Origin of the sequence: uncultured Microbacterium sp., assembly GCF_913776565.1 — a bacterium.
Classification (GTDB): Bacteria; Actinomycetota; Actinomycetes; order Actinomycetales; family Microbacteriaceae; genus Microbacterium.
This window is the reverse complement of record NZ_CAJYPF010000173.1, coordinates 1-5,717: the sequence shown is the minus strand read 5'-3', so window position 1 is coordinate 5,717 and position 5,717 is coordinate 1. Positions and strand designations below refer to the sequence as shown.

5 protein-coding genes are annotated in these 5,717 nt (G+C 71.8%); 4 read left to right on the top strand and 1 reads right to left on the bottom strand.

What is annotated here, in order from left to right:
* The 4 genes from QZ433_RS09800 to QZ433_RS09785 all read left to right on the top strand — a co-directional run.
* Positions 1-889, top strand: an 889-nt coding sequence (locus QZ433_RS09800) for an amidohydrolase family protein (protein ID WP_295782639.1), incomplete at its 5' end; no start/stop codon positions are given.
* Positions 874-1,830: a hexose kinase gene (locus tag QZ433_RS09795; RefSeq protein ID WP_295782636.1), complete on the top strand. Its 957-nt coding sequence runs from the start codon at positions 874-876 to the stop codon at positions 1,828-1,830. The genes QZ433_RS09800 and QZ433_RS09795, both read left to right, overlap by 16 nt.
* A complete protein-coding gene (locus QZ433_RS09790; protein WP_295782634.1) occupies positions 1,827-2,666 on the top strand; it encodes a class II fructose-bisphosphate aldolase in 840 nt (279 codons plus the stop codon). Before QZ433_RS09795 ends, QZ433_RS09790 begins: the two co-directional genes overlap by 4 nt.
* Positions 2,663-3,403 carry an acyltransferase domain-containing protein gene (locus tag QZ433_RS09785; RefSeq protein ID WP_295782632.1) on the top strand — a complete coding sequence of 247 codons (741 nt, stop codon included), beginning with the start codon at positions 2,663-2,665 and terminating at the stop codon, positions 3,401-3,403. Before QZ433_RS09790 ends, QZ433_RS09785 begins: the two co-directional genes overlap by 4 nt.
* A 313-nt stretch (positions 3,404-3,716) precedes the next feature.
* Here QZ433_RS09785 and QZ433_RS09780 read toward each other — a convergent pair.
* Positions 3,717-5,717 (bottom strand): family 43 glycosylhydrolase (locus QZ433_RS09780; protein ID WP_295782629.1); only part of this gene is annotated, 2,001 nt, incomplete at its 5' end.

Below are 5,717 nucleotides of genomic sequence, written 5' to 3'. Positions count from 1 at the left end.
GGCGATCGCCCACCACCGTCGGGCCGGGGTCGCCGCGATGCTGGCCTCGATCGCCACCAGCGCACCGCGCGACCTGCTCACGCGCATCGCCGAACTGCGCCCCCTCGTCACGCGCGGCGAGCTGGCCGGTCTGCACCTCGAGGGCCCCTGGCTCTCACCCCTTCGTCGCGGAGCCCACGCCCCGCATCTGCTGCGGGCGCCCACCGCGGACGAGATCGACCGCATCCTGACCACCGCGGAGGGGACCGTTCGAATGGTCACGATCGCCCCGGAGCTGCCCGGCGCGCTCGACGCCGTCGCACGACTCGTCGACGCCGGCGTCGTGGTCGCGCTCGGGCACAGCGACGCCGACGCCGACATGGCGAGGAGGGCGATGGATGCCGGCGCCTCGGTCGTGACGCACGTCTTCAACGGGATGCCGCCGCTCTCGGCGCGAGAACCGGGGCTCGTCGGTGCGGCCTTGTCGCGGCCGGAGGTCGCCGTCGAGCTGATCGCGGACGGCATCCACGTCTCCGACACCGTCATCGACGTCGTCATCGCCGCGGCCGGACAACGCATGTCGCTCGTCTCGGACGCCATGTCGGCGACGGGCCTCGGCGACGGCGAATACGTCCTGGCCGGGAACGCCGTCGCGGTGCGCGACGGCGTGGCCCGCACCGTCGACGGCACCTCACTGGCCGGCGGGACCATGACGCTGGGCGGCATCGTCGCGCGACTGATCGGCCGCGGCATCCCCCCTCTCACGGTCGTCACCGCCGCCGCGTGCACCCCCGCCCGAGCGCTGGGTATCGAGGCCCCCCGCCTGCGGGTGGGAGGACGTGCGGATCTGGTCGGCGTCTCGGACCGCTCGGTTCGGACGATGACAGGAGGATCATGGCTCGCATCGTGACGGTCACCCCCAACCCGGCGGTCGACACGACCTACCGCGTGGCGCACCACACGGTGGGCGAGACCCTTCGCGTCGCCTCGGTCGAGCGCCGCGCCGGGGGCAAGGGTGTCAACGTGGCGCGGGTGCTGCGCACCCTCGAACGCGACGTGGTCGTCGTCGCACCGCTCGGGGGCGACGCGGGCCGGTGGATGAGACGACAGCTCGCCGCCGAAGGCGTCGCCGTCCGACCGACCGCCGGTCGCGGTGAGACGCGGACGACGGTCACCGTCGTCGACGACGTCTCGCACCCCACCGTGCTGGCCGAGCCCGGTCCCCCGTTCGATCCTCGGGCGTGGGAATCGCTGCGGACCGAGGTCGGACGCAGCGCGCTACCGGACGCATGGGTCGTCGTCGCCGGGTCGAGTCCGGCGGGCGCACCCGCCTCGGCGGTCGCCGCGCTCGTGGCGGTCGCTCGATCGCGCGGGGCCCGCGTGCTCGTCGATGTCAGCGGCCCGTCCCTCGCCGCCGCCGCCGCTGCGGGGGCCCACATCGTCAAGGCCAACGCGGCAGAGGTCTGCGACGCCACCGGCGCGCGCAGCGTCGACGCCGCGATGTCGCAGCTGTCCGCGCACGGTGCGACCGTCGTGGTCTCGCGGGGGGCCGAGGGAATGATCGCCAGGGCACCGGACGGGACCGTGATCCGTCGCGGCGCCGTTCCCGGGGTGAGCGGCAACCCCACCGGCGCGGGGGACGCCGCCACGGCGGGATTGGTCGCCGCCCTCGATGACGGTCTGCCCCTGGACACGGCCGTCGCGTGGGCCACGGTGGCGGGCGCGGCGGCGGTCCGGCATCCCCTCGCCGGCGCGGTCGACCTCGACGCCCTGCTGCTCCTCGCCGCGCGCGCCGGCATCGACGTCGGCGGACTGCTCGTCGCCCCCTCACCCGTCAGGAGACCCTCATGACCGTGCGCACCCGCATCGACCCCGTCCTCGACGCCCGTTCCCGCAGGGTCGGCATCGGCGCCTTCAACGTCGTGCTGCTCGAGCACGCCGAGGCCATCGCGCAGGGGGCCGAGCGCGCAGGCCTGCCCGTCGTCTTCCAGATCAGTCAGAACTGTGTCGAATACCACGGTGGACTCGAGCCGGTCGCGGCGGCCACGCTCAGCATCGTGCGGGCGATGAGCGTGCCCGCGCTCGTGCACCTCGACCACGCCGACGACGTCGACCTCGTGACGGAGGCCGTCGAGCTCGGGATGGACAGCGTGATGTTCGACGGCTCGAAGCTTCCGTACGACGACAACGTCGCTCTCACACGGCGGATGGTCGAGCTGTGTCACGCCCGCGGCGTTCGTGTCGAGGCGGAACTGGGCGAGATCGGCGGCAAAGATGGGGTGCATGCCCCGGGTGTGCGCACCGACCCCGACGACGCGCGACGTTTCGTCGAGCACACCGGCGTCGACTGGCTCGCGGTGGCGGTGGGCACGAGCCACGCCATGACCGCACGGGAAGCAGCGGTCGACACCGATCTCATCACCCGCATCGCCGGCGCCGCAGCCGTCCCCCTCGTCCTGCACGGATCTTCGGGACTGGATGACGAGATGCTGCGCGCGGCCGTGGCAGCCGGCATGACGAAGATCAACATCTCGACCCATCTGAACGCCCTCTTCACCGACGGCGTGCGCGCCGCCCTCGACGCCGAGCCGGAGCGGGTGGATCCGCGCCGCTGGATCGGTTCGGCCCGCGACAGCGTCGCCGCCGAGGTCGAACGTCTGCTGCGCCTGCTCACCCTGCGCGGATGAGTGCCTTCGACGCGATCGGTGCGAGCCGCACCGATGTCGCGGCGCCCACGGCGCTGCTCGAACGCCTCCGTGCGGCTCTGCACGACCGGGATGCGGAAGTCACGGCGGATTCCGCGACCGAAGGCGAGGTCGTCGCTGCTCTCGCCACCCTCGTCCCGGACGCCCTCGCGATGCACGGCGCTCTCGGCATCCCTCCGGACGTGACGGCGGCGACCCTCGTCGACGTGGGCGAGAAGCATCGCGTGTACGGCGCCCGGCACGAGCTGCCGTGGCTCCTCGGGATCCTGCGCGGCGACGTGCTGTCGGTGGGCCGCCTTCAGGTCGAGCGTCGACCCGGGGCGACGGGGGCTCACGGCCTCCACCTGCCACGGACCGGTCCGCTCTGGCCTCACGCCGTGGACACATCGCTCGCCCGGGCGCACCAGCTGCTCGGTGCGACGCGTTTCACGTGCACGAGCTGGCTGCTCGAACCCGTACTCGCGGAGGCACTTCCCGATACGAACATCGCCGCCTTCGCTCGTCGGTTCGCACTCGACCCCGCCACCACGGCGCCGACCGAGGCCGGTGCGCGGTCGGCGGCGAAGTTCGTCTTCACCTCCTCCCTCGATGTCGTTCGCGATCCCGCGCGGGTGTCTCCGAAGACCCGACTCGAGCGCCTGGTGGCGCAACGGCTGCGCTCGGACGCGGGATGGGCGGAGCCGACCGGTGTCCTCGACCGCAGCGGCGCCCCGTCGTGATCCCCGACGTCCCGCGCCGCGCATTCGTCGACGACGCTCGCGGCGAGGGTGTTCCCGTCGGCGAGGTCGCTCGGCAGCGGGGAGTTCGCGGCGATCGTCGCGACGCGCACGACGATGGCGGGACGACGAGGACGGTGCAGGCGCGCGAGCCCGGCTGATGGGTGGGCGCGGTGGCTGCGCGGGCGTCAGCCCGCTGTGCGGGAGCGACTGCGCGGGAGCTCGGCACGGATCCTCCTCGGATCGGTGCGCGAACAGACGGATGCCGGCGCCGCGCCCCCGTGGAGGACACGACGCCGGCATCGGCGTCAGCGGATCACGCCGCGGTGCGACGCGGGCGACGCATCACCCACAAGGCTCCCCCGGCGACCAGCAGTGACGCCGCGAGCAGGCCGGCGCCCAGCGGCGCCTGCGCGCCGGTGGTGGCCAGCTGGCCCGTGGCGACGACCGTGATGCCGAGGCGCGGGAGTTCGGTACCGTCGGCGCGGAACACGACGATCGAGTGCGCGCCCGCGGGCAGGTTGCCTGGGATCTGCACCGAGAACGTCACGCGTCCAGTGGCGTCGGCGGCGGGAATGCCCGCGATGCGGATCGGGTCGCTTCGCAGCTCCGCCCGGATCTGCTCTGCGGCCTGCAGACCGGTGACGGTGACCGTGACCGTGCCGCCGCGCTCGACCGTGGAGGTCGAGCCCGTGACGAGCGGGCCCGCCGGCACGGCCGAGGCCGACGCCGAGGCGGTCGGGTTCGCCGTGGGGCTCACCGTCGGGCCGGCCGTCGGGCTCACCGTCGGGCTCATCGTCGGGCTCACCGTCGGACCGGCCGTCGGGCTCGCCGTCGGCTGGGACGTCGCGGGCACTTCGCGCGGTTCGACGCTCGTCAGCGTCGGCGTAACCGGCTGGAAGAGCCCGTCGGCGCCGATGGTGAGACGGTCGATCGTCGTCTCGCGGTTGGTGCCGTTGCCGCCGGGGATCGCGAAGCGGTGGTACGCGATGTACCACTCGTCGGTTCCGGGCACGTTGATGATCGAGCTGTGCGCGGTACCGAGGATGCCCTGCGACGGGTCCTTCTGCAGGAGCAGGCCGTGGTAGGTCCACGGTCCGTTGACGCTCGTGGACGTGGCGTATCCGACGCGGTAGTCGGGTGAGCCGGTGTCGTCGATCGAGTACGTCAGGTGGTACAGACCGTCGCGGTAGTTCATGAAGAGTCCCTCGCGGAAGTCGGGCAGACCAGTGATGCGCGTGATCGTGCCCGCCTTGATGCTCTTCATGTCGTCCGCGAGCTCGCCGTAGACGGGGCTGCCGTTGCCCCAGAACAGGTAGTACTTGCCCGTCCGGGGGTCCTTGAATGCCGCGGGATCGATCGCTTGACCGCTGTTGACGCTCTCGGCGTTGGTGATCATCGGCTGCGCTTGCGCAGTGAACGGCCCTTCGGGGCTGTCGGCGACGGCGACGCCGATCATCTTGCGATTGGCGTTCGGCTCGTGACCGCTGAAGTAGAAGTAGTACTTCCCGCCCTTCTCGATGATGGTCGGCGCCCACGCGTTGCCGGTGGCCCACGGAACGTTGCCCTTGGCACCGTCGAGGGTGAGGAACGGCTTGTCCGACCGCGTCCAGTCGACGAGGTTCTTCGACTTCCAGACGTAGAAGGTGTTGCCGCCCCAACCCGGGGTGCCGTCGGTCGTGGCGTAGATGTAGTAGGTGTCACCGAACACCGCGATGTTCGGATCGGCGTACAGGCCCGGCAGGACCGGACTCTTCATCTCGATCGCCTTGAGCGTCCACACCACGTCCGCCTGGCCGTCCGTCTTCAGGGTGACCGTCATGGGCGTGCTGAGGTTGCGAACCGTGCCGGATGCCGGGGTGGCCGTCGTCCCCTCCGCGGTGGCGAACGTCGGACGCAGCGTCGTCAGGTCGGTACCCGGCTTGACGGGGAACGTCACGGTGCGGTTGACGGTGTCGACGAGGGGAGCGACCTTGAGGGCCGTGGGGTCCTGGAGGCTGACATTGCCCAGGATCCCGGCATTCCCCGACTGCTCGACGACCTCTTGAGGACTCAACGCGCGGTTGTAGAGCGCGAAGTCGCGCATCTGACCACGGAAGAGGTTGTCGGCGTTGTACACCGACTTGCCCAGGTAGTTCGCAAGGGTCGACCCCCCGCCGATGTCGCCCGGACGTACCGTCACGTTCGTGTTCTCGGCGACCTGCTGGCCGTCGAGGTACAGGCGGGCCGTGCTGCCCTGCAGGGTGTAGGTGAGGTGGACCCACTGGCCTCGCGGGAGCGCCGCCGCGGACTCGGCGTTCTGCTCGCCGGTCCAGTT